Raw genomic sequence first — 20,564 nt, forward strand, 5'->3', positions numbered from 1 at the left:
TTCTTCGCCTCTCCCCGTAACGACGGGCGAGAGTGAGTTAACTCACGCCGCAATCTTCACCGGCAGCTCTTCAAGGCCCTTCACGAAACTCGAATAGACCCGCTTCGGTTCGCCGACCACGTCGATATGGTCGAACCGTTTGAGGATCTCTTCCCAGATAATCTTGAGCTGGAGTTCGGCAAGCCGCAGGCCCACGCAGCGGTGGATGCCGAAGCCGAAGGACAGATGCGTGCGCGGGCGGGCGCGGTCGATGATGAAATCGTAGGGCTTCTCGATCGCCTCCTCGTCGCGGTTGCCCGAGACATACCACATCACGACCTTGTCGCCTTTCCTGATCTGCTTGCCGCGGAATTCGATGTCGGTGAGCGCGGTGCGGCGCATATGCGCCAGCGGCGTCTGCCAGCGGATCACCTCAGGCACGAAGCTGTCGAGCAGAGCAGGGTTTTCGCGCAGCTTGCGATATTGCTCCGGATGCTGGCTCAGCGCGAGAAGCGAGCCCGACATGGTGTTGCGTGTGGTGTCGTTGCCGCCGACGATCAAAAGGACGAGATTGCCAAGGAAGTTCTTTGCGTCCATGTCGCGCGTCGCGGCGCCATGCGCCATCATCGACAACAGATCGCTCTTCGGCGGCTGTTCGATCCGCTCCTTCCAGAGGCGGGCGAAATAGCCGGCGCATTCGGTCAGCTCAGCCTGACGCTCGTCCTCGGTGGCGACGAGACCGTCGGGCCCGGGGATCGTGGTGGCGACATCAGACCAGCGCGTCAGCTTGCGGCGGTCCTCCCAGGGAAAGTCGAACAGCACCGCCAGCATCTGCGTGGTCAGCTCGATCGAGACGCGGTCGACCCAGTCGAACACCTCGCCGCGCGGCAGGTTGTCCAGGCATTCGGCCGAGCGCTCGCGGATGTTGAGCGCGAGATTGTCCAGGTGCGTCGGCGTGAACATCGGCGCCACGGTCTTGCGCTGCGCCGCATGCCGCGGCGGATCCATCGAAATGAAACTCTCGCGGCGCAGGTCCGGGTCGATGTCGCGGATGGTGATGCCGCCGAGCGAGGAGGCCGAGGAGAACACGGAATGGTTGGTCTCGATGTCCATGATGTCGTTGTAGCGCGTCACCGACCAATACGGCCCAAACATCGAGTCCTTGCAATAGTGCACGGGATCTTCCCGGCGCAAGCGATCGAAATACGGCCAGAACGTATCGGTTCTGAACAATTCCGGATCGCCCGGATCGAATTGCTCCAGGGGCAATGACGAGGCGCGCTCGCGAAGTGCGTCGAGCTTTGCCGCGCTTTCGATGGTCCCATGCATGACCGTTCTCCCTTGGCATGACCGCGCGTTCTCGTTGAATTCTGCGCTGCGGTATTTGATTTGCAATTACAGCCGGTTGTTTGCGCCGGAGCAAGGGAGAGTTTGTCACGTCCAACCTTTGCGAGAGGGTGGGGCTATGGATCGGCCGACGTGATCCCCCGCACACCGTTTGTCGTGAAATCGTGCCAGAAACCGACTGGAATCGAGGTAAATCGAACCCTGCCATCTTGGGGGCCGACCAATCCTTGACCTATAGTTGATGGCAATAGACCAGCATCCCGAGGTTGCCGCCGTGAACGACATGCAATGGACCCCGATCGGCTCGGAACCCCTACCGCCGCCGCTGCCGCCCATCGGGGTCGACTTCACCGGAAACCGCTCCGAATTCCGCAAATTGGTCACGAAGGGTGCCATGCTGGAGCTGGTCACCTTCGGCTTCTACCGATTCTGGCTCGTCACCGACATTCGCCGTCATCTGTGGGCGAACACCGCGGTCGATGGCGATGCCGCCGAATATACCGGCCGGGCCAAGGAGCTGTTGGTCGGCTTCCTGTTCGCGCTCGCGATCCTGGTGCCGATCTATCTCGGCTATTTCCTGATCGGCATCGAGTTCGAGCGCTGGCAGGGCTTTGCCTCGGTACCGCTGTTCATCGGCTTCTACGCCTTCGGCCAGTTCGCGATTTTTCGCGCGCGGCGCTATCGGCTGACGCGTACGGTCTGGCGCGGCGTGCGGTTCTGGATGGATGGCTCCGGCTGGGCCTATGCGTTCCGCGCCATGGCGTGGGGCCTGCTCGTGTTCCTGACGCTCGGCCTGGCGTTGCCGTGGCGCGAGGCCGCGCTCGAACGCTACAAGATGCAGCACACCCATTACGGCGATCTCCGCGGCGATTTCGAAGGCGACGGCTGGACCTTCTTCAAGCGCGCCTGGTGGCTCTGGCTGCTCAGCCCGATCGCGCTGGTGATCTTCCCGCTCGCGCCGTTCTTCTACGCCGAATTCAAAGCCCGCGAGTGGCGCTGGTGGCTCGACGGCATCCGCATTGGCCGCGTCAGCCTGTCCTCGGATTTGCCGCATAACGCGTTCTATGGCCTGTATTGGAAGGTGATCGGCTGGTGGACGCTGCTGTCCATGGCTTTCTCCGCCTATCTCGGCGGCGGCGCCTTGCTCGTCGTCGCGCTGAGTGGCGTTCCGGCCGATCAGGTGTTCGGCTCCGACAATGCCGCCCAGAGCATCCCGATGGTGGTGATGATGGTGATCGGCTATTTCGCCCTGGCGCTCGCGATCAACATCGTCATGCGGGTCTATCTCCAGCGCGATCTCTGGGCCAAGGTGCTGGAAACCGTCGAGGTGCACAACATCGCGGCCGCCGCGGATGTGCGGGGCAGCGGCCAGCTTGCCAGCGCGCTCGGCGAAGGTTTTGCCGACGGACTCGATGTCGCGGGGTTCTGAGCTGTGAGTGAGTTGTCCACCGGGGCCTCGGCGCAGTCCGTCAAGCCGACCATCTTCTTCGACGGTGTGTCGAGCCGCAGGCGTCAGGTGATGCTGACGCTCGGTGAGGCGCTCGAGATCGTCGAAGAGGGCGGAACGCCCGTGCGCTGGGCGTACGCCGACATCCGCCGCGCCGACAGCCCGGCCGGGATTTTGCGCCTGGCCTCCACCTCCGCGCCGCCGCTCGCACGGCTCGAAATTCGCGACGCTGCGCTCGCGGCAGATGTGATTGCCCGCTGCATGCGTCTTGACGAGCATCAGACCTCGCGGCGCGGTGTTGCCAAAATTGTCGGCTGGTCGGTGGCTGCCGCCGTCTCCATCGTCTGCGTCGTCCTGTTCGGCGTGCCGCTCGCCGCCGACCGTCTCGCGCCGCTGGTGCCGAAGCCCGTCGAACGGCGCATCGGCGATGCGGCCGAAGTCCAGATCAAGACGATCTTCGGCCGCAACGTCTGCGAAGACCCGGCGGGCAAGGCCGCCTTCACAAAGCTCGTCAACCGCCTGCGCGATGCCGCAGGTCTCGACGATGATTCCATGACGGCAGGCGTGCTGCCGACGGCGGTGCCGAATGCCTTTGCATTGCCCGGCGGCAAGGTGTTCGTGCTCAAGGGCCTGCTCGACAAGGCCGAAAGCCCCGACGAACTCGCCGGCATCCTCGCGCACGAACTCGGCCATCTCAAACATCACGACAATATGCGCGGGCTGATTTACAACGGCGGCACCTCGTTCCTGATCGGCCTGTTGTTCGGCGACGTCACCGGCTCGAGCGCGGTGATCTTCGCCTCGCGCAGCCTGGTCGAGGCCTCCTATTCGCGCGAGGCCGAGACCGCCGCCGATACGTTCGCGATCGAGATCATGCACAAGCTCGGCCGTTCGCCGAAGCCCGCGGCCGAGCTGATGTTCCGCATCACCGGCAAGGAACGCGGCAACACGCTCACGACGATCCTCGCCAGCCACCCCCTGACCGAGGACCGTCTCGCCCGCATGACCAGGGAAGATCGACCCATCAGCGGCCCGCCGCTATTGACCGACAACGAGTGGCAGGCGCTGAAGGGGGTCTGCGGCAGCGGGAAGGTTTGAGCGGCCCGCAGGCAGCTTGTCGCGGGAGGAACGATCTGGTCGGACGAAGTTATTCTTCCGACGCAGAGATATGGAAGTTCCGCATGAACTACGGCCGCTTTGCCGCGATGATCGCCGCTTCTACGATAATCATGTTCGGGCTGATGTACCTCAACACATTCGCCCTGGACCACGTCTGGTACAGCCAGACCCGAACCTGGATGGCGCTACTGATGGGTGCGGTCATGGCCGCCGTGATGCTGAGCTTCATGTGGGGCATGTACCGGAACCGCACAGTGAATATTGCCATTCTGGCGGCCAGCGCCGTGGTGTTTGCGGTTTTCGCTCTGGCTCGTTCACAGTCAGCAGACCGTGTCCGACGTCGCTTATATGGAGGCGATGATCCCGCATCATTCGATCGCGGTGCTGACGAGCGAGCGCGCACACATCCGCGATGCCCGCGTCCGCAAGCTCGCTGACGGCATCATCGAGACGCAGCTGCGGGAGATCGGCGAGATGGAACGTCTGATCGCCGACCTGAAACACAATCCGCCGCCGGCCGATGTAAAGGACCTGCCGGCGAGACCGCCAACCTGAGGGTTACTTCGCCGGCGCAGCCGGCGGGTTCGACCCGGTCGTGACGCTCGGTGCGTTGTTCGGACTGGTCGAGGTCGCCTGAGGCCCGACCTCGCGCCCATTATAGAAGAAGACGGCGGCGACTACTGCGATCACGAAGATCGCGCCGATCGCCCAGCCGACCGGGCTGTTGCGGCGTGCTCTGTCGGCCCTGCGGTCGTCATTCTGATAGGTCATCGTGTTCTCCATCGTAAAGCAGGAGAACCTCGCGCGATCGAAGCCGTTCCTAACTTGCGGTGCAGCGACCGCGCGGTCCCTACCGCGTTCCGTAGGCGCGGTCGCCGGCGTCGCCAAGGCCCGGGAGAATAAAACCGTTCTCATCGAGGCCCTCGTCCACCGCCGCGGTCCAGATCGGCACGTCCGGATGCAAGCCGCGCAGCCGCTCCAGCCCTTCCGGAGCGGCGATCAGGCAGGCGAGGCGGATGTCCCTGGCGCCGCGTTCCTTCAGCCGGTCGATTGCGGCGACGGTCGTGTTCGCGGTTGCGACCACCGGGGTCACCACGATCGCGAGGCGCTCGCTGAGATCGGACGGCGATTTGAAGAAGTATTCGACCGCCGCAAAGCTGTGCGGCTCGCGGTAGAGCCCGATATGGGCAACGCGCGCAGTCGGCACCAGATCCATCATGCCGTCGACGAAGGTGGTGCCGGCGCGCAGCATCGGCACGAACACCAGCTTCTTGCCGGCGATCTTGGCCGAGTGCATCGTCGCCAGCGGCGTCTCGATGACGATGTCCGCGAGCGGCAGGTCGCGCGTCACCTCGTAGCACAAGAGCATGCCGATCTCCTTGATCAGCTCCCTGAACGATTTGGTCGAGATGGACTTGTCCCGAACCAGCGTCAGCTTGTGCTGCACCAGCGGATGATCGACGATCGTGACGCCTTCCATGATGGATGCTCTCGCTTTTTCCCTTCTCCCCTTGTGGGAGAAGGTGGCGCGAAGCGCCGGATGAGGGGTCTGTTTCCGCGAACTCAAACGATTTGGCTATTAAAACACCGTACCGTCGCTGATCACCCTGAGCGGCGGTGAACCGTCGGGACGGCGCGCGAAGGCGATGGCGCGGCCGGCGGCCCAGGTGCCACCTTCGAGGATACTGGCGAGCGGCAATGTCTCGCGCGTGCGGCCGAGTTTGGCGCGAACGAGTTCAGCCAGCCGGTCGAGCAGCGCAACCGTCAGCGCGCGCCATTCTACGACGAGCAGCGAATCCACCGCATGCGCGCGCTCGGCGTCCGCAGCGTCGCGCAGGCGCAGCACCTCGTGATCGACGAACAGGCCGCCATTGCGGTATTCGGCAAGCCCGGTGAGCCCGTCGATGTCGGTAACGACGAAGCCGGCGCGCTGCAGCGGCTCGATCAGCGAATAGCTCAGCCATTGCGACAGCTTGTGTAGGGGCACGAGGCCTGCAGTTCCGTCATCCGCGTTGATCGCAGGATGGTGCCAGCAATCACCGAGCGGAACACCGGCCAGTTCGAGTCGCGACGGCCAGATCGGTCCGAGCTGGTTCAGTACCGCCGACAATATGGCGGGCGCAGCGACAGCGCCGCCAACGGCCTGCGCTGCGATGTGATCGAACAGCCCGCCCGGCTGCGGCGTGTCGTGCAGACCAAAGACGTCCGCGCGCTCCGTCACCAGCCGGCCCAGGCGCCGCAACAGATCGGTTCGTCCGTCGAGCCCGAGCAGCGGATTGGCCGCACTCACCTGAAATGCCGTCGTAAGCGCGGCGAGCGGCAGTTGAGCGAGCACGTCTGCATCCGCCCTCAAGGGCGAGCCGGCATCCCGCGAAAAAAGTCCGTTCGCGAACATGTCGAGGCTTGCGATCGCGAGCCCCTCGGACCGGCCAATGCTTTCTCCTGTCACCGCATCACGATATCGCCACGCCGCGCCCGCGCCGGCATCGAGCAGCACGCTGACGATCGCGAGGTCGAACTCGGCCCGCGCACGTGCCGCGCGATCCGGCCACGCGGCCACATTCGCAAGGCCGGCCCAGCGGTCGATGCCGCCAGTCACAAAGTGCCGCCATCGTGCGTGGAAGGGAATGTCGAGCGCCGGATAGGCCTTGCGCGTGACCGCGAGCACGGCCTCCGCGACACCATCCATGCGGTCGAGATCAACAGTGAAATGGCTCAAGCCGCCGGCAAGGCCGATATCGAGCATCTCGCCGGCCCGCGCGCGAACCGCTGCTGCGGTCAGCAGCGCGCGCGCCTGTCGTTCCAAAGCCTCCGCCATCACGCGATCAGTATTTTTCCAGCGAGCGGCCGACCACGCCGTCCACGTTCTTCTCCGGCGCGATGTCGGTCGAGTAATAGCCGGCGGCCTTCTTGGCGGCGATCTCGACATAGGCGTCGGCCGGAATCAGCTCCGGCGGGATCGGCACGCGCTCGACGATGTCGATGCCCTGCGAGGTCAGCGCGTCATGTTTCATGTCGCTCATCGAGAGGAAGCGGTCGATCCGCTTCAAGCCGAGCCAGTGGATCGTGTCCGGCATCAATTGCTGGAAGCGCGCATCCTGCACGCCGGCGACGCATTCCGTACGCTCGAAATAGGCCGCGGCCGCATCGCCGTCCTCCTGGCGCTTGCGCGCATTGTAGACCAGGAATTTGGTGACTTCACCGAGCGCGCGGCCTTCCTTGCGGTTGTAGACGACGAGCCCGAGCCCGCCCTCCTGCGCGCCCCGCGCGGATTCCTCGATGCCGTGGATCAGATAGGGCCGGCAGGTGCAGATGTCGGAGCCGAACACGTCGGAGCCGTTGCACTCATCATGCACCCGGCAGGTGATCCTGGTGCGATGATCAGGCAGTTTTGTCACGTCGCCGAACATGTAGACCGTGGTGCCGCCGATCGGCGGCAGGAACACCTTCATGTCCGGCCGGGTCACGAGCTCAGGGAACATGCCGGCGGTCTGCTCGAACAGCGTGCGCCGCAGCTCGGTCTCACCGGTGCCGAAGCGCACCGCAAGGCCCGGCAGGTACCAGACCGGATCGATCGCGATCTTGACCACGGAGACGCTGCCATTGGCATGCACGACCTCGCCGTCGGCGCGCAGCCGTTTTGCCGCCAGCGCCTCGCGGATCTCCGGCAGATCGAGCCGCGCCCGCGTCACCGCGATGCTCGGCCGGATGTCGACACCCTCCGCAATGTCCTTGCCGAAATTCTCGGCGACGAGATGTCCCCACGGATCGAGTGCGACGATCTTTGCCGGATCCTGCCACTGCTCGAACGGGCCGATGGTGGCGGCCGGAAACGTGTTGGTGAGGTCGGGCCGCCGGATCGGATCGAGCGCGCCGGCGGACACGGCGAGCGCGCGGTACATCGCATAGGACCCGCCATGGCTGCCGATCACGTTGCGATCCCCGGCGCGCGACACCGTTCCGATGATCGGCCCCCGCGCGCGCGCGTCCTCAGCGCCCCAGTGGATCGGGAAGGCGGCCTTGCCGCCCGGCTCCGGATGCGAGGTCAGGCGGATGTGGTCGGTACGGTTCGCGCGGCTCATGACCAAACTCCTAAAAAGCCAACGGCCCGCCGCTCGGACGGGCCTTGGCTCGGTCGCGTTGCCGGTGCAGACCGGCGACGCAAGCTCAATCCAACATATTGTAGCGGCGGCTGACGACAGACAAGTTAATCGTGCGGGGCGACCCAAAGGCCCATTTCCGACGTCGTCCCGACGCCAGAACGCTCCCTATATCTATGTAACTGTTCGAGTTTTTTGAAGGGGTCGGCGCCTCCGCCATACTAACAGGTGACTGGATAAAACCTGATTATTCGGACATATCGACCGGATCGGCTCTGCCCCGGAGACTCCCATGCCCGCCAGCTACATCGACCCCCGCAACGGACAGCTCTATTCCCTTGACCAGCCGCGCTGGTGCTCGGACGAGCGCACGCCGCTGCTGGTGACGCCCGGGGCCGGCATCTCGCGCGAGGACGTTGACGGCCGGACGCGCTCGCTCTGGCGCTACCGGGCGGCGCTGCCGGTCGAGATCGCAAATCCGATCACGCTCGGCGAGGGCTGCACGCCGCTGGTCCAGCAGGACTGGGGCGAGCTGCGGCCGTTGTTCAAGCTCGAATGGTTCAACCCGACCGGCAGTTTCAAGGATCGCGGCTCCGCCGTGATGCTGTCCTTTCTGCGCCAGATCGGCATCTCAGCCATTCTGGAGGACTCGTCGGGCAATGGCGGCTCGTCGATGGCGGGGCTGGGTGCCGCCGGCGGCATGCGCGTGAAGATCCTTGCGCCAGCCTCGACCTCGCGGGCCAAGATCGCGCAGGTGCGTGCCTATGGCGCCGCGGTGCAGCTTGTCGAAGGCCCGCGCGAGGAGTCGGAAGCCGAGGCCATCCGTCAGTCGAGCCAGACCTTTTATGCCAGCCACAATTGGCAGCCGTTCTTTCTGGAAGGCACCAAGTCGCTCGCCTATGAGATCTGGGAGGACCTCGGCTTCCGCGCGCCCGACAACGTCATCGTTCCCGTCGGCGCCGGCAGCAGTCTCTTGGGCTGCGCCTTCGGCTTCCGCGAGCTGCTCAAGGCCGGACAGATCACAAAGCTGCCGCGCCTGTTCGCGGCGCAGCCACAAAATTGCTCGCCGATCGATGCCAGCTTCAAGGCGGGTGTCGACACGCCCGTCACGCGCGAGGTCAGCAAGACCGTCGCCGAAGGCACGGCCATCAAGAATCCGCTGCGCTTGCGCGAGATCATCGCCGCCTTGCGCGAGAGCGGCGGCGGCACGGTTGCGCTCACCGAGGAGGAGATCGTCGCTGCGCTGCGCCGTCTCGCGCGCCAGGGCCTGTTCGCGGAGCCGACCAGCGCCAGCGCGGCCGCGGCGCTCGACAAACTCTCCGCGGCTGGTGCGATCAAGCCAAACGAAACCACTGTCGCCGTCCTCACCGGCACCGGGCTGAAAGCCGCGACCACCGTCGCCGATCTGGTGCAGTAGGACCTTGGAATACGTGTGCCGTCGCCGTCGTGAGCCGGCGTTGAACCTTTGGCCTCCGTCGTCAGCCTCATGAAAACTGACATCGAGCGAAGGGAGAGTTCCATGACCGCACAAGACCCGTTTGCTGGTTTCAAGGCAGTCCAGAAGGAAGCCTGGTCGCTGTTCACGCCGATGGAAGTGTTCACGACACCCTCGGCCGCCAGGCTCGTGAGCTTCGCCGAGGTTGCTACGGGCCAAAGGTTGCTCGACGTCGGATGCGGCACCGGCGTTGCCGCGATCACGGCGGCGCGCCGCGGTGCGAAGGTCAGGGGTCTCGACCTGTCTCCAGTCCTGATCGAACGCGCCCGCGAGCACGCGCAGCTGGCGAACCTCGATCTCGACTTCGCCGAGGGCGACGCCGAAAGCCTGCCCTATGGCGACAACGAGTTCGACGTGGTGCTCAGCCAGTTCGGCCACATGTTTGCGCCGCGTCCGGATGTCGCCATCGGCGAGATGCTGCGCGTGCTGAAGCCCAGCGGCACCATCGCCTTCTCGACCTGGCCGCCGCATCTCTATGTCGGACGGATGTTCGCGCTGATCGGCCGCCATCTGCCGCCGCCCGAGGGCGTGGCATCACCGGTGTCGTGGGGCGATCCGAAGATCGTCGCCGAACGTCTTGCGGGGAAGGTGAAGGATATCTCGTTCGAGATGGACATCATGAACCCGTCCGCACTCAGCCCGCAGCATTACCGCCGTACGATGGAAACCACGATCGGGCCTTTGATCAAGCTCCTTGCCCAGTACAAGGACGAGCCGGACAAGCTGCGGAGTTTTCGCAGCGAGTTCGAGGCGCTGATCTCCGAATATTTCGACGGCAGCAACAACGTGGTGCGCCAGCAATTCCTGATGACGAAGGCGAGAAAGGTGTAATCGCAGAAATCGCCACCGCGATAACGAGTCGTGATCGCGATTGCTGTTTCCTCCTCCCCAAGGGGAGGAGGAAGAAGGCCTCACTCCTTCAACTCATTCACCTGCTTCACCCACGCGCGCACGTCGGTGAGCACGGCGGGCAGCACTACCTTGACCTCGGCCACGGTCATGCCTGCCTTGATGCGGGGATCGTACAGCAGATTGAGGATGTACTGGTCGTAGACGTCGAAAAAGCCCATCGAGACGTTGTCGTTGAACATGGTCCACGGCACGCTCGTGGTGTCGTTGATCGGGCCGAGAGATTGCAGCAGCTCCTCATAGGCGCAGTCGAGGAAGGTGAAGTCGCCGTTGTCGACGGTGAGGATGACGTCGGAATGCTCGATCTCGAAATTGTCGTTCTTGCGGAAGCCGGACAGGCATTGCGGGTCGAGCGACGTGCGGATCTCGCGCGCCTTCTCCACGCCGTAGAAACTCGAGATGGTGCGGAAGAGATCGCGGTCGCGCACCAGCTTCACGCGCACATTCGCCGCTTCGTTGGTGTCGATCATGGCGATGTCGAGATGCTGCACGCGCTTGCCGATGTCGGCCACGACCTTTGCGAGCTGCGCCTTGCGGTCAGCGCGGTCGCTCTCGGCGAACACGCGCACCGGCCCGTCGAACTTGCGGATGCGGTCGACGCGGCCGGCGAGGTGATATTCGGCGCCGAACGCCGTCTTCAGGAAGCCGTCGACGATCTCGCCGTCGGTAAAACTCTTTTTCTCGCCACGCTGGCGCGAGGAGATCGCGGGCAATTCGCCTGCGGCGGCCATGGTAGCGGTGTCAGGGACGAACGCGGCGGTGGCGAGCGCCAGGAGGGCGATGCGAAGGCCACGCGCGGGCGGATTGATTGCGCTCATCGTCATGCGACGCTGCCGTATTCGGCCCGCGCGCACAAGTCCGCAAATCACGCCCCTAGCGGGTTCCAGCCCGACATCCTTGCCGCCCACGATTGAATATTATCCTGAAGCGATCGATGCCGCGGGCTCCCTTAACCTCTCCCGCTTGCGGGGGAGGTCGGCGCGAAGCGCCGGGTGGGGGCTCTCTCAACACGGGGGCTGTCGATTGCGGCGACACCCCCACCCCAGCCCTCCCCCGCAAGCGGGAGAGGGAGCGCACCTTCATCGCGGTGGCAATTGCGCTCTAGTTATTCAGCACCACCACCGTGGTACCGACCGCGACGCGACTGTAGAGGTCGCTGACGTCGTCATTGGTCATGCGGAAGCAGCCCGAGGAGACGGCCTGGCCGATCGTCTCCGGCTCGTTGGAGCCGTGGATGCGGTAGAGCGTAGAGCCCAGATACATCGCGCGCGCGCCGAGCGGATTGTCGACCCCGCCCTTCATGTGGCGCGGCAGGTCGGGGCGGCGGGCCAGCATCTGCGAGGGCGGCGTCCAGTCCGGCCATTCCTTCTTGGCGGTGATCCTGTGCACCCCGCCCCAGCGGAAGCCGTCGCGACCGACGCCGATACCATAGCGCAGGGCCTGGCCGTTCTGCAGCACCAGATAGAGCCGCCGCTCGCTCGTGTTCACCACGATCGTGCCGGGGGCATAGTTGCCGTTGTACATGATGGTGGTGCGGGGGACGGGATTGGCGCCGGAACGGAAGAAGTTCGGGCCGCCGCCCATGATGTCGCGCGAGTCGAACTCCTCGGCGAACGCGCCGCCCACCGTCGCCGACAGCAGTGCGATGGCGGCAATCGGCGCGGCAAAAAACCGGATCATTGTTTCCCCCAGAAAAAATCGATTCAACAAAGGCCACAGGCCATATTTGCGGGCTTTTCGCAAGCCACGGCCCCGTGAGGGAGGTCCTCTCCGCCGATTGGCGTTACCAAATCGGCAACCACAATCTGCCGAACCACACCGGCGCAACGTCGCGCGGGGCAGGGCCGCGATGCCGGCTATTGCTTTGACGGATGCCGCGAACAATGATTGATCGGATGGATCCCCTGAAAAGATCGGTTGCGGAGCAAAAAGAATGAACGGTGCGGAAAGCCTGGTGCGGACGATGGTCAAGGGTGGGGTGGACGTCTGCTTCACCAATCCAGGCACCTCCGAGATGCATTTTGTCGCAGCGCTCGACCGCGTTCCCGGCATGCGCTGCGTGCTCGGCCTGTTCGAAGGCGTGGTGACCGGCGCCGCCGACGGCTATTTCCGCATGAAGGGAACGCCGGCCTCGACCCTGCTGCATCTCGGCCCCGGCCTCGCCAACGGCCTTGCCAATCTGCACAATGCCAAGAAGGCCAATTCCGGCATCGTCAACATCGTCGGCCAGCACGCGGTCTATCACATCGGCTTCAACGCGCCCCTGACCTCCGACATCGAAGGCCTGGCCCGGCCGATGTCGTCCTGGGTCCGCACCTCGCCGGATGCCAAATCGGTTGCTGCTGACGGCGCCGCGGCCATTGCCGCCGCCAGAAGTGCCCCGCCGCAGATCGCGACCCTGATCCTTCCCGCCGACACCGCCTGGAACGAGGCCGACGGCGTCGCCGAGGTTCCCGCCGAGCAGCAGCGCGCGAGCTATTCGCCGCAGGCGGTCGAGCAGGCCGCAAAAATCCTGCATGGCGACGGCGAGGGCACGCTGCTGCTGATGACCGGCAGCGCCTTGAGCGAACAGGGCCTGGCGCTGGCCGAGCGCATTGCCGCCAAGACCGGCTGCACCGTGATGGGCCCGACCTTCCGCCCCAAGATGGCGCGCGGCCGTGGCCGCTTCTCGATCGACCGCATTCACTACGTGATCGAGAACGCGCTGCCGATGCTGGCCAAGTTCCGTCACATCGTGCTGGTCGAGTCCGACGATCCCGTGGCGTTCTTCGCCTATCCGAACAAGCCGAGCATGCTCAAGCCCGAGGGCTGCGACGTCCATCGCATGACCTCCTGGGGCGAGAACTCGGTCGCCGCGCTCGAAGCGCTGGCCGGCGCCGTGAAGGCGAGCGCCAAAGACGTCAAGCCGCAGGCGTCGCAGGAACTGCTCAAGCCGACCGGCGCGCTGACCCATGCCTCGATCGCGCAGTCGATCGCCTACGCGATCCCCGAGAATGCGATCCTGGTCGATGAATCGCTCACCACGGGCCGCGCCTTCTTCCCGCCGACGGCGGCCGCCGCGCCGCACGACTGGCTGCAGAACATGGGCGGCTCGATCGGCTTCTCGACGCCGCTGTCGATCGGTGCGGCGATCGCCTGCCCCGACCGCAAGGTGATCTGCATGGTCGGCGACGGCAGCGCGATGTACACGATCCAGTCGCTGTGGACCCAGGCGCGCGAGAACCTCAACATCGTCACTATCGTGTTCGCCAACCGCATCTACCAGATCCTGCGCGGCGAGTTCGACAATGTCGGCGCCGGCGAGCCCGGCCAGCGCGCCAACGACATGCTCCGGCTCGACCGCCCGACGCTGGATTTCGTGGCGCTGGCGAAGGGCATGGGCGTGCCCGGCCGCGCCGTCACCAATGCCGACGAGTTCAACAAGGCGCTGGCCGAAGCCGTCGCCGAGCCCGGACCGCGGCTGATCGAAGTCCGGATGTAAAGGCGGGGACGCACGCGCAAAAGGCCCGCAGGCAAAATGCAGACCGAGCTGAACAAGGTGATCGCGGCGCTCCGGGAATTCTACGCGCACGAAGGCTTCCTGTTCGAGAAGGATATCGGCGAGCGAGCGGTCACGCATCGCTTCGCCGTACATCTGGAGAAGCAGTTCTCCGGCTGGTCGGTCGATTGCAACTACGACCGGCTCGGCGAGCGCACGCTGCATCTGCCGCACGGCACCATCATCTCGACCGACGATCATCTCGGTAAGTCGATCTATCCTGATGTCGCCGTGCATCAGCGTGAGATCCCGAACAATCTGCTCACGGTCGAGATCCGCAAGGCGAGCAACCACACGCCGCTGGAGCACGACCAGCACAAGCTGCGGGCGCTGACCGACGTGCACGTCTGGTTTCCGTACTGGATCGGCGTGCTCCTGGTGCTGGATAAGCAGCACGTGACGATGTCGGAAATCTATGTGAGCGGCCTCGTCGACGAGCCGCTGTCGCGCTGGTTCGCGACCCGGCTGGCGGAGGTCGGATTGGGGGCGGCGCCTTAGGAGGCGGACTCGTCCACGCCGGATGTCGAGGACGAAGCTGAAACAACCTGGTCTAGCCGGTCTGGCGGCTTATGACTCAGAGCAGACCCTACGAGCGTCTCCCGCCAGGGCTGCTTGTGACCCAAATCGGGACGCATCCGATGATCGGTGAGGCAGAAGGCCTGTTCTCGTTCACCACATTTAAACCTTAAGATTCTACGAAGAAGACTCACCCACAGGCCGCAGGACCATGCGAACAGCCTTTGTACAGAAGCCATCCGTGGACTTCGGGCAATGAAGGTTTGGCAGACCGGCAGCATCGCGGCTGTGATCGCATCCGTGGCACTTTATCTGGTCGCCGGTATTGGACCGACCGCGACGGTGCCGGATGTCGTGCCGGAAGCTGCAGCGAACATAGCGGCTCCTGCGAACATGACGGCTCCTGCGAACATGGTGACGCCTGCCTTGTACGCCGATGCATCAGCCAGACTTGCGGTAGCGCTTCGGGCAGAAAGAGCAGGGCCTGGTACGGTGACGTCAGCAGGTTCAGAGCCTTTGAGCAGCGGAGCCGAGATCCTCGACGAGCCCGTCGCGCCAAAATTGGCGTCGTTGGGGCAGGATATCGTCCAACCGCTGCCGGCGGCGCGCGATGCATCCATCGATGCTCCGAAAGCAGCCTCGACGCAGGATTTCCGTTATCTGATCTACTACGTCTGGTCCGAACTGCCGCCCGCCAAAAAACCGGCGGAGATCGTCTTGCGTGCGTTCAAGGACATTCCGGTCGGAACGCCGGCCGAAGAGATCAAGCGCGCTTCCGACGCGTTTGGTCTCGATTTCAATTTCATGATGGCGGTTGCCAAGATCGAATCCAGCTTCAACCCCAATCAACGCACCGGGTCGTATATCGGCCTGTTTCAGCTGAGCCATTATGAGTTCGGGAAATTCGGCTTCGGGCAGATTCGCAATCCGCGGGACAACGCCGTTGCGGCCGCCTACAAAATCATTACCGAGGGCGTCCAGTTCGGGTGGATCACGCACCGGACGCCGGATATGAGCGATCTTTACCTGATCCATCAGCAGGGCTGGGAAGGCGCCGCTCAGCACATCAGCCAGCCCGCTCGCCCCGCCTGGAAATCCATGTGCGCCACCAGCGAAGGCAAGGAGAAGGGCGAAAGGTGGTGCAAACGTGCGATCTGGGGCAATGCACTTCCGGCGTTCAAGCGCACCTGGAAATCGGTGGACAACGTGACGTCCGAGGCGTTCGTCGGCATGTGGCGTGGCCGGGTCGCCGAATTCTACACGAAATATGTGGCGACAGCCGCTGCGGCGGCGAGCCGATAATTCCGCTGTCGGTAGGCCCCTGCCATGCTTCCATTGCCTTAAGCCGCCGTGGAGACACAGACCCGTCTGGGTAGACCAAGTCCGCTCATGGTTCATGGCCGACCCCATGAAAGCCTCCCGCCAAGAACCGCTTATGATCCGCTGCGGACTTCTTGTTGATTTGCGGACCACGGGCGCTTCCAAAGCCAAGCATCATTCGGTAATCCCCATTGCAGATCATCTTCGGTCTTCACCACGAGCCCGTCCAAAATCTCCGTTCCGGCGAGGGCGCCAAAATCGCCGGCGGGGTGGACCGTATTTCTACGCAACCGAACGTTAAGACTAACAACACCCTCCGTGCCTCAGATTGAGGCGGAGCACCGCCGCTCATCCCCCCCAAGACCACAATTGCCGACCGTACATCGTAGATGCGCCGAATACGTTTGAGGAAACGATATGATTAGCATGATCCAAAATTTGCGTATTGGAACCAAGCTTGGGATCGCTTCAGCGCTGAGCATTCTCCTCGTGGGCGTGATGATCTACAGCCAGATGTCAGGCAATCAGGCGGTCAAAAAAGCTAGTCTGACTGCGAACGAACAGCAGACGATCGCGCTCACTGCTGCAGAGGCAAAGGCGGCACAGCGTGGCATGCAGATCGGCCTTCGTGACATGCGCCTCGCCAACAGCCCTGAGAGTTTGAAAGCGGCCAGCGAGTACCTAGCCGCCCGAGTGACGCGGGCCCACGGATTTGCCGAGGCCCTATTGAAGCTGAGCCATTCCCCGGAAAATCGCGGACGCATGGAAAAGCTGAAAAGCGGTCTTGGCGAATACGCCAAGGGGGCCCAGCAGATCGCAGCGATCAGGACCGAGATCGTTGGGATCGAAGCCAAGCGTATTGCTGGCGGCGAACCGCCGGCTGAGGCTGTTGCAAAGATCACAAAACTTAATGAGGAGGCAGTCCGCGTCGCGCGCGACGTGACTTTGCCGATAGCGAGCGAAGTCGAGGAGTTGGCTAACAAGATTGTTGAATTCGCAAAGAGCAGCGCGGAGCAGGCCAATGCGACCGCGGCAAAGGAAATGGCTTCAGCCGAGTTCCTCTCGCTGACGATCGGCGTGTCGGCAGCGCTGCTGCTAATTGCAAGCTGCGTATTCTCGATTTTCACCATCGCCCGTCCGATGCGCACATTGAGCCTTGCCATGGAAAAGCTCGCCGAGGGTAATTTCGGAGTGGTGCTGCCCGGCCTCGGCCGTAGGGATGAAGTCGGCCTAGTCGCCGGCGCCGTCGAGAAATTCAAGGTGGTCTCGGCCCAGAACGCCCAAGCGGAAGCCGAGGCCAAGATCAAGCAAGACCAGGTTGCGGCGCAGCAGCGCAAGGCGGACATGATCAAGCTCGCCGATGGTTTTGAAGGCGCAGTCGGCGAAATCATTGAAACCGTCTCTTCGGCCTCAACCGAACTCGAGGCCTCTGCCGGCACGCTCACCTCCACCGCGGAGAGAGCGCAGGAACTCACCACCATGGTCGCGGCCGCCTCGGAGGAAGCCTCAACGAATGTACAGTCAGTGGCGTCCGCCACTGAGGAACTGACGTCGTCCGTCAACGAGATCAGCCGCCAAGTGCAGGAGTCGGCACGGATGGCCAATGATGCCGTCAATCAGGCCCGTGCCACTAACGATCGCGTCGGCGAATTATCGAAGGCTGCGGCGCGCATCGGCGACGTCGTGGAACTAATCAACACCATAGCGGGACAGACTAATCTGCTGGCTCTCAATGCCACCATTGAAGCGGCGCGTGCCGGCGAAGCCGGTCGCGGTTTCGCCGTCGTGGCTTCGGAGGTCAAAGCCTTGGCCGAGCAGACCGCAAAGGCGACCGGCGAGATCGGTCAGCAGATCACCGGCATTCAAGCCGCGACCCAAGAATCCGTGAGCGCCATCAAGGAAATCAGCGGCACCATCGAACGGCTGTCGGAGATTTCGTCGACCATTGCCGCAGCGGTGGAAGAGCAGGGCGCGGCGACGCAGGAGATTTCCCGCAATGTCCAGCAAGCGGCGCAGGGCACTCAGCAGGTCTCGTCCAACATCATGGATGTGCAGCGAGGAGCCGGTGAGACCGGGTCGGCGTCCTCCCAAGTTTTATCTGCTGCGCGATCGCTCTCCAGCGATTCTAATCGTCTCAAGCTGGAGGTCGGCAAGTTTCTAAGCACGGTGAGGGCTGCGTGATCCTGGGCCGGGTGGCAGCGAACAAAGGCGGTCAAGCGATATGCAGGCTCCAATAATGCGGCGGAGCATAAGCTTTAAAGCTTCCTCTCGAGCATCGTCCCTGCCCGCAACCTATTCACTGACGTTGCTGTATGAGGGCCGCATTTGCTGCGTAAGGAATTAGAACCGTGATCGACATGCTGACTTCCGTTGTTGACCGCTGCTGGCCTGCCGCGCGGAGCCGGTGGAGGACCGCTTGTGACCCAAAGCGGACGTTCCGACCAGTGTAGATGCCTACACGTCCGTCGCGGAGATTGATCCCCTTACGCCGCCGATGAATGTGTCTATAATCTCGCTGACTGTATCGGCGTGCGTCACCGGACCCATATGCCCTGCGCCTTGGATCTCGGCATATGTCGCTTTTAGCCAGAGGCCGCGCAGCACGTCTGTGACGGCCCTTGCGGCGGCTGTCGTCCGTGAACGCCGATCAATTGAATAGGCATTTTGAATCCAGAGAGTGCCTCGACCGTTGCTTCGTATGGTTCGAAGCCCGTTGGCCATTCGACGGGAAGCTTGGCTATGCTTGTCCTCACCGTTTCGCGCGACCTCGGGTCCATCGCGTCATAGGCGCCGAGGCCGACCCAATACTCGGTGAAGGTACGTGCGGCTTCGTCAGCATCGTTCTCACCAATGTAGCGAATGACGCGATCCGCAACAGCCTTGATTTCGGCATGCTCGGATAGCCTTCCAGATGCGGCAAGCAGGTAGAAGAGTGCCGGCTCAAACAGTGTTAGGCTTCGCACCTGTTCTGGCTTTCGGACGGCTACCCGCGCCAGAACAGCGCCTCCGAACGAGTGACCGACCATATGAACCGGCTGCGAGATCAAGCGCACGAGCGCCTCCACGATCGCGATCTCGTGCTCCATCAGCGGAATGTCGCCCGAATACGCTGCTGTACGTCCGTATCCGATGTGATCAGGAGCGACTAAGCGATAGCGGCCCGACATTCGCTTGATGAGGTCCCGCCATTGTCCGCTTGAGGCTGCGGAGCTATGGCCGAGCACCACTGGGATGCCCGTACCTTCATCGCCATAGTACGCGTCGAGGCCATTCACAGAAATCTGCGGCATCGAGGCAGCCCTTCAGGAAGGCAAAGTATAAGTGCTATTCAACAAGGATGTAAGTGCGCCGGAGAGTCCGGTCATGGCCCCATGCCGACATGATGCGATGTCGGTTTCGATGTCCCCTGCCGGGCGTAAAGCGGACGCGACCCGTCATTGCGAGAAAGGCCGCTCGCATGATGCGAGCGGTCTTCGTCATCTTTCGTCACGCGCTCAATGCAGCTGATCGCCCGCGCCGGGCTCGTCGACGGCTTTGCCGATGATGATCTGACCGTCGCTGAGAGGCGTCAGGTTCATCGCCCTGGCGACGGTCTGGCCCGAGGGCGGGCCGAGCCGCCAGCCCGCGCTCGAGATTGCGCAGCGCGAGCGAGGCCCGATTGGACGGACCTCCGGCGGCAGCTTGCGCGGCGGGGCTAGCAGCGCACAAGCGATGCGCTCACGCATCGCGCGACGGCGATGTTATTCCGGATGGCAATGTGGTGAGCAAGCTATGGGCATGGGTTGCAAATTTTTCCCGGAGCGAGGACGGATAACATTTTCCTTCACGTGAAAAGTGTGGCGGCGCGCGCGTGAAGCGCGCACGCCGCAACCGTCGTCAGTAATAGCGCTGCTGCGAATAGGCGTAGCGCGGGTTGATGCCGCAATAGGCCGAGGTGCCGGAGGCGGTGGCCTGGCATTGCTGATAGCTCGCGAACTGGCAATTGCCGGGATAGCCCCACATGCGGCCCTGCAGGCAATATCTGTCGTTGGTGGGGTGGGCCTGGGCCGTCGGGGCCATCGCGGCCATCAGGGCCGCGAACGAGGCAAGAGCGAGGATGGTGCGACGCATTTCAGTCTCCATTCGAAAGGTTTGTAAGGGCGGTTGATGAGGGAACACGCGGCTCGACCTGCGGGTTCCGGGATTTGCCCGACACTTTGTCGTACTTGTCTTGGTGTCCGCAGTGGGCATCGCGTTCGACATGCGTCTATGATGCCGCAAGCCGCGGCGAGCAATGTGATCTCGGCCACAGTTCGCGACGGGCGTTTCGGCCTATCGTGATCGGACTTGCCCGCGTTGCTCCCGCAAGGGCTCGCACGCTTTGCCTCATTCGGATCAGGCAATTTTGGAGGTTCTGATGCAAAAGTCATATTTGCTGGCCGCGACAGCGGTACTGGCGCTCTTCATGCAAACATCGCTCGCGCTGGCCCAGACCGCGCCCGCTGCTGGCGGAACCGCAGCGCCTGCGGCGACAAGCACTGCGCCGGCAACGACGGCGGCACCGGCACCGGCTGCGGCCACCGACGCGGCCGGTCAGCCGACCGCCTCCAAGAAGAGCGCGTCGAAGAAGCCGGCGAAGAAAAAGATGACGCGGCAGCAGGAAATCGATCACTCCGTCGACAGCGGCACCGTGCCCGCACGCTATCGCAGCTCGGTGCCCAAACAGTACCAGCAATACATTCCGTTCGATAAGCAGTAGCCGATCGCATGGCGGCGCGACGTGATCAGCCGTTGCGCCGCCGGCACCTTCGAGCG

The 20,564-nt window shown here is 63.5% G+C and carries 19 protein-coding genes and 1 pseudogene; 10 read left to right on the forward strand and 10 right to left on the reverse strand.

All coding sequences use genetic code 11. The annotated features are described in order from the left end of the window. Positions 1-42 precede the first annotated feature (42 nt). Positions 43-1,308 carry a cytochrome P450 gene (locus IVB28_RS28865; RefSeq protein ID WP_247530866.1) on the reverse strand — a complete coding sequence of 422 codons (1,266 nt, stop codon included), beginning with the start codon at positions 1,306-1,308 and terminating at the stop codon, positions 43-45. A 301-nt stretch (positions 1,309-1,609) separates the two neighbouring features. Between IVB28_RS28865 and IVB28_RS28870 the strand changes: the two genes are divergently transcribed. The 3 genes and pseudogenes from IVB28_RS28870 (at position 1,610) to IVB28_RS28880 (ending at position 4,447) form a co-directional block, all read left to right on the forward strand. Then, complete coding sequence (locus IVB28_RS28870; RefSeq protein ID WP_247530928.1) at positions 1,610-2,755, forward strand: YjgN family protein; 1,146 nt, start codon at positions 1,610-1,612, stop codon at positions 2,753-2,755. Positions 2,756-2,758: 3 nt separating this feature from the next. After that, positions 2,759-3,871: a M48 family metallopeptidase gene (locus IVB28_RS28875; protein ID WP_247530868.1), complete on the forward strand. Its 1,113-nt coding sequence runs from the start codon at positions 2,759-2,761 to the stop codon at positions 3,869-3,871. A gap of 83 nt (positions 3,872-3,954) precedes the next feature. Then, positions 3,955-4,447, forward strand: a pseudogene (locus IVB28_RS28880) (DUF305 domain-containing protein). A gap of 3 nt (positions 4,448-4,450) precedes the next feature. Here IVB28_RS28880 and IVB28_RS28885 read toward each other — a convergent pair. From IVB28_RS28885 to IVB28_RS28900, 4 genes are all read right to left on the reverse strand, one after another. Next, a complete protein-coding gene (locus IVB28_RS28885; RefSeq protein WP_247530870.1) occupies positions 4,451-4,663 on the reverse strand; it encodes a hypothetical protein in 213 nt (70 codons plus the stop codon). A 79-nt stretch (positions 4,664-4,742) separates the two neighbouring features. Beyond that, a complete protein-coding gene (gene upp / locus IVB28_RS28890; protein ID WP_247530872.1) occupies positions 4,743-5,372 on the reverse strand; it encodes a uracil phosphoribosyltransferase in 630 nt (209 codons plus the stop codon). Positions 5,373-5,471: 99 nt separating this feature from the next. Next, entirely contained in the window at positions 5,472-6,710 is a 1,239-nt protein-coding gene (locus tag IVB28_RS28895; protein ID WP_247530874.1) for a URC4/urg3 family protein, read from the reverse strand. Between the two features lie 7 nt (positions 6,711-6,717). Further along, the gene (locus IVB28_RS28900; RefSeq protein WP_247530876.1) at positions 6,718-7,974 is read right to left on the reverse strand and encodes a GTP cyclohydrolase II; all 1,257 of its coding nucleotides are present in this window, start codon (positions 7,972-7,974) and stop codon (positions 6,718-6,720) included. 310 nt (positions 7,975-8,284) lie between these two features. Between IVB28_RS28900 and IVB28_RS28905 the strand changes: the two genes are divergently transcribed. Together IVB28_RS28905 and IVB28_RS28910 are read left to right on the forward strand one after the other, a co-directional pair. Beyond that, entirely contained in the window at positions 8,285-9,409 is a 1,125-nt protein-coding gene (locus IVB28_RS28905) for a threonine synthase (RefSeq protein ID WP_247530877.1), read from the forward strand. 102 nt (positions 9,410-9,511) lie between these two features. Further along, complete coding sequence (locus IVB28_RS28910) at positions 9,512-10,318, forward strand: class I SAM-dependent methyltransferase (RefSeq protein ID WP_247530879.1); 807 nt, start codon at positions 9,512-9,514, stop codon at positions 10,316-10,318. Between the two features lie 80 nt (positions 10,319-10,398). On the opposite strand, the gene IVB28_RS28915 is transcribed toward IVB28_RS28910, so the two are convergent. Beyond that, complete coding sequence (locus tag IVB28_RS28915) at positions 10,399-11,214, reverse strand: DUF2927 domain-containing protein (protein WP_247530930.1); 816 nt, start codon at positions 11,212-11,214, stop codon at positions 10,399-10,401. A 283-nt stretch (positions 11,215-11,497) separates the two neighbouring features. After that, on the reverse strand, positions 11,498-12,076 hold the full coding sequence (locus IVB28_RS28920; protein WP_247530881.1) for a L,D-transpeptidase: 579 nt from the start codon (positions 12,074-12,076) through the stop codon (positions 11,498-11,500). A gap of 253 nt (positions 12,077-12,329) precedes the next feature. Here IVB28_RS28920 and IVB28_RS28925 point away from each other — a divergent pair, with 253 nt between their 5' ends. The 4 genes from IVB28_RS28925 (at position 12,330) to IVB28_RS28940 (ending at position 17,951) form a co-directional block, all read left to right on the forward strand. Then, positions 12,330-13,877: an acetolactate synthase large subunit gene (locus IVB28_RS28925; RefSeq protein WP_247530883.1), complete on the forward strand. Its 1,548-nt coding sequence runs from the start codon at positions 12,330-12,332 to the stop codon at positions 13,875-13,877. Positions 13,878-13,913: 36 nt separating this feature from the next. Continuing rightward, positions 13,914-14,432 carry a hypothetical protein gene (locus tag IVB28_RS28930; RefSeq protein ID WP_247530885.1) on the forward strand — a complete coding sequence of 173 codons (519 nt, stop codon included), beginning with the start codon at positions 13,914-13,916 and terminating at the stop codon, positions 14,430-14,432. A 273-nt stretch (positions 14,433-14,705) separates the two neighbouring features. Continuing rightward, positions 14,706-15,752 carry a transglycosylase SLT domain-containing protein gene (locus IVB28_RS28935; protein ID WP_247530886.1) on the forward strand — a complete coding sequence of 349 codons (1,047 nt, stop codon included), beginning with the start codon at positions 14,706-14,708 and terminating at the stop codon, positions 15,750-15,752. A gap of 435 nt (positions 15,753-16,187) precedes the next feature. Beyond that, positions 16,188-17,951: a HAMP domain-containing methyl-accepting chemotaxis protein gene (locus IVB28_RS28940; protein WP_247530888.1), complete on the forward strand. Its 1,764-nt coding sequence runs from the start codon at positions 16,188-16,190 to the stop codon at positions 17,949-17,951. A gap of 401 nt (positions 17,952-18,352) precedes the next feature. Here IVB28_RS28940 and IVB28_RS28945 read toward each other — a convergent pair whose 3' ends face one another. The 3 genes from IVB28_RS28945 to IVB28_RS28955 form a co-directional block, all read right to left on the reverse strand. Next, a complete protein-coding gene (locus tag IVB28_RS28945) occupies positions 18,353-19,060 on the reverse strand; it encodes an alpha/beta fold hydrolase (protein ID WP_247530890.1) in 708 nt (235 codons plus the stop codon). A gap of 204 nt (positions 19,061-19,264) precedes the next feature. Beyond that, on the reverse strand, positions 19,265-19,495 hold the full coding sequence (locus tag IVB28_RS28950; protein WP_247530892.1) for a hypothetical protein: 231 nt from the start codon (positions 19,493-19,495) through the stop codon (positions 19,265-19,267). Between the two features lie 151 nt (positions 19,496-19,646). Next, positions 19,647-19,880, reverse strand: a complete 234-nt coding sequence (locus IVB28_RS28955; RefSeq protein ID WP_247530894.1) for a DUF3551 domain-containing protein — start codon at positions 19,878-19,880, stop codon at positions 19,647-19,649. A gap of 286 nt (positions 19,881-20,166) precedes the next feature. On the opposite strand from IVB28_RS28955, the gene IVB28_RS28960 reads away from it, so the two are divergent. Then, positions 20,167-20,508, forward strand: coding sequence for a hypothetical protein (locus IVB28_RS28960; RefSeq protein ID WP_247530896.1), 342 nt, complete (start codon positions 20,167-20,169; stop codon positions 20,506-20,508). Positions 20,509-20,564: the final 56 nt, after the last annotated feature.

Origin of the sequence: Bradyrhizobium sp. 199, assembly GCF_023073355.1 — a bacterium.
GTDB lineage: Bacteria > Pseudomonadota > Alphaproteobacteria > Rhizobiales > Xanthobacteraceae > Bradyrhizobium.

Bases quoted from the DNA above. Each gene is read 5' to 3' on its own strand.
- IVB28_RS28895 (WP_247530874.1), bottom strand. From the start codon at position 6,710: ATGGCGGAGGCTTTGGAACGACAGGCGCGCGCGCTGCTGACCGCAGCA.
- IVB28_RS28930 (WP_247530885.1), top strand. From the start codon at position 13,914: ATGCAGACCGAGCTGAACAAGGTGATCGCGGCGCTCCGGGAATTCTAC.
- IVB28_RS28870 (WP_247530928.1), top strand. From the start codon at position 1,610: ATGCAATGGACCCCGATCGGCTCGGAACCCCTACCGCCGCCGCTGCCG.
- IVB28_RS28900 (WP_247530876.1), bottom strand. From the start codon at position 7,974: ATGAGCCGCGCGAACCGTACCGACCACATCCGCCTGACCTCGCATCCG.
- IVB28_RS28905 (WP_247530877.1), top strand. From the start codon at position 8,285: ATGCCCGCCAGCTACATCGACCCCCGCAACGGACAGCTCTATTCCCTT.
- IVB28_RS28865 (WP_247530866.1), bottom strand. From the start codon at position 1,308: ATGCATGGGACCATCGAAAGCGCGGCAAAGCTCGACGCACTTCGCGAG.
- upp (WP_247530872.1), bottom strand. From the start codon at position 5,372: ATGGAAGGCGTCACGATCGTCGATCATCCGCTGGTGCAGCACAAGCTG.
- IVB28_RS28940 (WP_247530888.1), top strand. From the start codon at position 16,188: ATGATTAGCATGATCCAAAATTTGCGTATTGGAACCAAGCTTGGGATC.
- IVB28_RS28960 (WP_247530896.1), top strand. From the start codon at position 20,167: ATGCAAAAGTCATATTTGCTGGCCGCGACAGCGGTACTGGCGCTCTTC.
- IVB28_RS28920 (WP_247530881.1), bottom strand. From the start codon at position 12,076: ATGATCCGGTTTTTTGCCGCGCCGATTGCCGCCATCGCACTGCTGTCG.
- IVB28_RS28915 (WP_247530930.1), bottom strand. From the start codon at position 11,214: ATGAGCGCAATCAATCCGCCCGCGCGTGGCCTTCGCATCGCCCTCCTG.
- IVB28_RS28925 (WP_247530883.1), top strand. From the start codon at position 12,330: ATGAACGGTGCGGAAAGCCTGGTGCGGACGATGGTCAAGGGTGGGGTG.
- IVB28_RS28955 (WP_247530894.1), bottom strand. From the start codon at position 19,880: ATGCGTCGCACCATCCTCGCTCTTGCCTCGTTCGCGGCCCTGATGGCC.
- IVB28_RS28950 (WP_247530892.1), bottom strand. From the start codon at position 19,495: ATGCGTGAGCGCATCGCTTGTGCGCTGCTAGCCCCGCCGCGCAAGCTG.
- IVB28_RS28885 (WP_247530870.1), bottom strand. From the start codon at position 4,663: ATGACCTATCAGAATGACGACCGCAGGGCCGACAGAGCACGCCGCAAC.
- IVB28_RS28945 (WP_247530890.1), bottom strand. From the start codon at position 19,060: ATGCCGCAGATTTCTGTGAATGGCCTCGACGCGTACTATGGCGATGAA.
- IVB28_RS28935 (WP_247530886.1), top strand. From the start codon at position 14,706: ATGAAGGTTTGGCAGACCGGCAGCATCGCGGCTGTGATCGCATCCGTG.
- IVB28_RS28910 (WP_247530879.1), top strand. From the start codon at position 9,512: ATGACCGCACAAGACCCGTTTGCTGGTTTCAAGGCAGTCCAGAAGGAA.